Origin of the sequence: Pseudomonas sp. AD21 (assembly GCF_002878485.1) — a bacterium.
GTDB lineage: Bacteria > Pseudomonadota > Gammaproteobacteria > Pseudomonadales > Pseudomonadaceae > Aquipseudomonas.
This window is the reverse complement of record NZ_NQYG01000118.1, coordinates 1-5,143: the sequence shown is the minus strand read 5'-3', so window position 1 is coordinate 5,143 and position 5,143 is coordinate 1. Positions and strand designations below refer to the sequence as shown.

The 5,143-nt window shown below is 53.7% G+C and carries 3 protein-coding genes and 2 pseudogenes; 4 read left to right on the top strand and 1 reads right to left on the bottom strand.

The genetic code is table 11. The features are described 5' to 3' along the window. From PseAD21_RS30135 to PseAD21_RS29160, 3 genes and pseudogenes are all read left to right on the top strand, one after another. Positions 1-427 (top strand): annotated as a pseudogene (locus PseAD21_RS30135) (DUF2345 domain-containing protein); the annotation flags it as partial. Further along, a complete protein-coding gene (locus PseAD21_RS29165; protein WP_102359151.1) occupies positions 424-1,257 on the top strand; it encodes a DUF4123 domain-containing protein in 834 nt (277 codons plus the stop codon). The pseudogene PseAD21_RS30135 and the gene PseAD21_RS29165, both read left to right, overlap by 4 nt. 18 nt (positions 1,258-1,275) lie before the next feature. After that, on the top strand, positions 1,276-3,783 hold the full coding sequence (locus tag PseAD21_RS29160; protein ID WP_102359150.1) for a LysM domain-containing protein: 2,508 nt from the start codon (positions 1,276-1,278) through the stop codon (positions 3,781-3,783). A gap of 35 nt (positions 3,784-3,818) precedes the next feature. Here PseAD21_RS29160 and PseAD21_RS29155 read toward each other — a convergent pair whose 3' ends face one another. After that, on the bottom strand, positions 3,819-4,811 hold the full coding sequence (locus PseAD21_RS29155) for an SUMF1/EgtB/PvdO family nonheme iron enzyme (RefSeq protein ID WP_256588271.1): 993 nt from the start codon (positions 4,809-4,811) through the stop codon (positions 3,819-3,821). A gap of 61 nt (positions 4,812-4,872) precedes the next feature. On the opposite strand from PseAD21_RS29155, the pseudogene PseAD21_RS29150 reads away from it, so the two are divergent. Further along, a pseudogene (locus PseAD21_RS29150) lies at positions 4,873-5,143 on the top strand (type VI secretion system tip protein VgrG); the annotation flags it as partial.

The window sequence follows — 5,143 nt, the reverse complement described above, 5'->3', positions numbered from 1 at the left end:
AGCGCGGGCGAATGACCACCTCACCGTCGGCGTCAATCAGCACATCAAGATCGGCACCGGCCAATTCATCGACGCCGGCCAGGAAATCCACCTCAGCAGCGGCATGAAAGTGGTGATGGAAGCCGGCGCCGAATTGACCCTGATCGGCGGCGGCAGCTTCATCAAGATTGATGCTGGTGGTGTGACCATGAGTGGCCCGGTGATCAACATGAACTCCGGCGGCAGCCCCGGCAGCGGCACCGGCGCCCCCCCGCTGATGCCCGGAATCCTCAAACCGGCCGACGCCGACAAGGCCGGCCAGGTTGTCAAACCTTCATTGGGTTCATTCAAGGCACAGTCAAAAGCTGGCGTATTGCTACCGACGCCATCGTGTCATCTGGACTCAACAGGTTGCTGTCCCATTCACCAACCGGGCGCTTCAGCATGATTGCTTCCATTGAATCACCCTTCAAGCAGCCTGCAACAACGGGTGTCATGTGTCTGATTCTGGATCGAAGTTGTGATCCGGACCTGTTGAGCCACTTGTATCAGGGTGACGGGCAATCCCGGCCCAGTTGCATACCGCTGTTCACAGGAACGCCATACGCAGATCTTCAGCCTGCCGGTCCCTACGCAGTCCTATGTCCAGACAAAGGAGCAGCCGCAGATTTCCTCGGTGGTTTGCTGGAACAGGCGGATGCTGGCTGTGTCGCCTGGCTGAGTAACCCGGAGTCTCTGGATCAGGGCGTGGAGCACTGGCGCAGCCTGCTGACGGTACGTACCGATGATGAACCACAACAGATGATGCGTTTCTTTGACCCGCGCTGGCTGGAACCCTTGCTGTTGAGTCTCGACGAAGCCGAAAGAACGCAATTTCTCGGCCCGTTCACTAGCTTGGCCTGGCGAAACGAAATCGGCTGGCGATATTACGCCAAGGCGCCGCACAGTCCGGAAACAGTTGTCCAGCCACCTGCATGGCTGTATTTGAGCCCGCAACGGCAGACGCTAATAGAGCAGGGACGGTTGAAAGTCATTGCCACCCGTTTTGCCGACGACTACCGCGACGCATTGCCGCCGAAGGACACCGTTGAATTCGTCCACCGACAACTGCTGGCGGGCCAGGCTATGGGGTACGAGCAAATGGCCGATCAGGAACGCTGGCTACGCTTGGCCATTATGCGCGGAGACACTTTCTGGGCACGCTCGCCCGACGCAGAACTGCTGGCCCGTGACGATATCGCGCTGGGTGACAAGCTGACCCAACTGGAAAGTCTGTAACTACAAGGACGACGAGCAATGAGCGACACCTACACCGTTAAGAGCGGCGACACTCTTGGCAGCATTGCCGCCGCGAACAAATGCTCCGCGGCAGATCTGCGGGCACTGAATCCGATCATTACTGACCCCAACCACATCAAGACCGGCTGGACGTTGAAGCTCCCAACCGCTTCGGCCAAAGCTCTGCCGCCTCCCAAACACGCAGAGAACCAGAGCACCACTGCCGTCAAAGGCGCCATTGAGTGCAAGGATGAACTTGTCGAAGTCATCCATATCACCGGCGAAGAGCACTTCTACATACTGACGGAAAAGGAATCGAACGAGCTCAAGCAGCAGTCCGACTTCGTCAAAAAGCTGATGGACGAGCTGCATCAAAATCTGGCCAGCGCGACCGAAGCCAGCAAGTGCACCAAGACCAAAGATCCCCGGGCGTCTTGCTCCTGCACGAGTTGCGTAAAGGATAAGTGGAACGCCAAGGCTGAAGAAGCCGGCCTGTTGCAGCGCTCCCCTCCTCCAGTGGAAAAACCTAAAACCATTATCGAACGCAAGGAAGATCTGCAAGGCCAACTGGCGACTGTGCAAAAGGCCCGTGATTGGTATCAACGCTATACCCCCATGCCGGCCTTCGAGGGCAACTATCTGGAGACAAACTGGCGAGGTTTGCGAGACCAAAAAGTCGCCGAACTGAATGCTGAGATTCAATCCCTGCGGACCCGCATCGCCGCGCAAGGAAAGGCTGAAGCCGGCGACAGTTCCACGAGTGCCAACAGTGCCGCGCCGGACATCAAGCATGGCAAGGGAAAAGCCTCTGATATCCAGAAGGGAAAGCAGGTAAAAACCGGCATCACAACGGTCGAATACATTTCCTTCCGTGACCCGACTCGACGTCACTACATCCCTGTTCGTACTCGCCAGCAGTTCACCTGGAGCGTCAAAGTTCCTACCACAGTGATGCAAGGCAAACCGTTCGATAAGAACCTTGCCAAAAATCTGATCAAGGACATCAGAACAGCTGTCTCCGATGGCCGCAAAACCAGCCCTCTCGGTAGCCTCGAAGCTAAACTCACCTCGTGGACGAGCAAAGACGACAACCTGCTCAACGCACTGCACAAAGAATGCTCCTGGACCTCTAACGAAGCGGACTCGGCGCAATATGCGGTATCTGCCGAGGCCCATGCATTCCGTTTTGCCGCAACAGCCAGCGCCGGGATCAACAGTTGGGAACCGGGCAAAGGCAACATCGAACTTGGCGTCAAGGGCAGCGCAGCGATCTCGTTGGCCGAAGGCTCCGTAGCGCTCAAGGGTTTCTTCCCTGACCAAGGCGGCTATGTGGTACGAATGCCCTACCGCAATGCCGAGGGTAAGGAAGTCGTCAGCGATATCGGTGTTTTCCGACTCGAAGGCAAGGTGGAGTTGTCGTGTTTCCTCGGAGCAACGGCGCAAGGTCAGGCCGGTGTCAAAGCCCAATACAAACCAAAAGAGGCGGAAGCCTCCGGCGCGACCGCGCTCCTAAGCACGCCCGACATTGCTGTCGACAAACGACGCGGCGGAAGCCTGGGCGTGAAGGGTAACGCTTTCGCCGGCGTGCAAGGCGGCGGCACCGTAACCGGAACGTTGAAATGGCTTGATTCGACCAAACAAGGCTCCGGAAAAATCGTCGCAGGACAGGCAAACGACAGTGGCAGTACGGATTGGTCGAGCTTGGTTGAAGTCAAGGCTGAAGGGAACGCGGCTCTGGGTATTGGGGCGGGTTTTGATTTTAATATTGAGATTCGCGCGGATCGTTTGGCGATTAACTGTAAAGCCAGTCTAGTATTTGGGCCAGGTGCAGGAGGAGGTTTTGGCACGACGGTGGACATCGAGAAAATCGGTGATTTGATCTATGTGTTTTGCAATGCATTGTCTAAAGCCGACTTCCACTATCAACTGGCTGTAACTGAAGAAGCCTTTAACTATATGGCTAGGGGTCTTTTTCAAGTCATCAGCCAGCCAGGCGAAACGTTAGGCAAGGCGTTTTCAGATAATGTTGAAGACATGGGAAAATGGTGGCAAAAGCGGATTGCAACCAAGCACGAAGCGCAAAAAATAGCCAATTACCTGCTCAACAATAAAACCATTAAGGTGAATGGCAAGAATATTCCTATCAGCTTTCTGCCACCCGAAACAGTGGGACCAATGATCTATCTTCTGACAGAAAGCTTCGTCGAAAGCTGGGCAGAGGACCAAGAAAAAGCTGTTGTATTCTTAATCTCCCATATTCGTACATGGCGACACTTCATCCAAGTATTAGAACACTGCTCTAACGACGGAAAAAAAGTTGATGCATTGAAAAGCCTGAACCGTATCAATGCGCTACTGGATGGAACGGAGCAGTTGCAATTCAACCAATTCATAAAATCGTTGGCGACCAACAATGACTCAACATCTCCGGCCACAATGATCGCTTGGACGCCGGGTCTTTCTTGGCGCAAGGAAAAGACATTAATGGCCGCCCGAAACAGTCGTCTATTTGACGGAATAGCTTGAGATCAAGGCGCCGCAGGCGCCTTGATCATATACAACTACAGAGGCTTATCTTGTTGAATAGCACATCTAAAACTCATAGTACTTGAATGATACTTATGCATTAACTTCGCAGGCCAACGACGAACAAGCGGGGCGGCAGATAGTGGCGCGTCTGAGATATTCGAGCCTCGCCTAACTTTGAGCTCACCAGACTTCGGCCCCCGAGGATTTTCGAGTGGGGAGATCTTGTAGTAGTCTTCCGCGTACCAATCATTTACCCAATCAGTTGAATTACCAGCAAGCCCATATAATCCAAGGGGATTAGGTGCGAACCGATTCACCGGATGGCTTTCACTTTCACTTTCAACGGGGAAGTTCTTACCATAATCCAGGCTTCCAGTATTAGTGGGGAACAAGATATGCTGCCCGCGGTTACGGGCCGCAAACTCCCACTGGGCCTCTGTAGGCAAATCAACTTCGTAACCACTTAAAGATCCAATCCATGCACAGTAATTTTTTGCCTCCTGCCAGCTTTGGGTAGGTGCCGGAAGATCAGGTAAATATTGATCTTTCAAATCCTCGCGCTTTCGATCTTCCTCATCATAGAGTGGTCTACCGTTAGCCACGAAAAACAGATCAAAATCTCCCAACGTCGCCTGAAACTTCGAGAGATAATAACTGCTTAATTTGACAGGATGAACAAAATCATCATCTCCATTTCCGCTTATATTACAAAGCTGCTCGGGCTCCTGCCCACATGGCCAAGTGCAAACATCTTTCTCGTCATATTCACAAATCCAGCCAAAGTCACCCATGTCAAATTGGCCACCTTCGACAAACACCATATTGTCGATCGACTTCACAACCGTGTTGAGCACTTTGTCGCGCATTTCACTGGAAAGATCAGGGTATTTTGTCTTGATCGTCGCCGCAATCGAGGCGACTTTTTCCGCGGGCAGGCTCTCGCTGCTAGGCAATGAGCCAGACTCTGCCTCACAACCTAGCAGCAGCGCAATGAAAGGAAGGGCAAGTACAGACTGACGTAACACGAGCAATATCCTTATAAGGTGCGTCAACGGGCAAACCTTAGCATCCCATGCCAAGACTACAAAATGCATCATCCGCCACCGCAGCGACTTCCAGCTCGCCGAAGGCAAGAGTGATCAGCCGCTGCTGGTCAGCCGCCATTTCCTCGCCCTGACCGAACACCCGAAGGCCAAGTGGAACGACCTGTGGCTGCTCACCGAAGTCCTGCACGAAGGCAAACAGCCGCAAGTGCTGGAAGAATCGGTGACCAGCGACACCACCGCACTCAAAGACGATTTCCATCAAGGCTATCGCAACCGCTTTCAGGCCACCCCGTGGGACGTGCCCAACCGCC

Excerpts from the sequence above, each read along its gene's own strand:
- PseAD21_RS29165 (WP_102359151.1), top strand. The coding sequence starts at position 424 with ATGATTGCTTCCATTGAATCACCCTTCAAGCAGCCTGCAACAACGGGT.
- PseAD21_RS29160 (WP_102359150.1), top strand. The coding sequence starts at position 1,276 with ATGAGCGACACCTACACCGTTAAGAGCGGCGACACTCTTGGCAGCATT.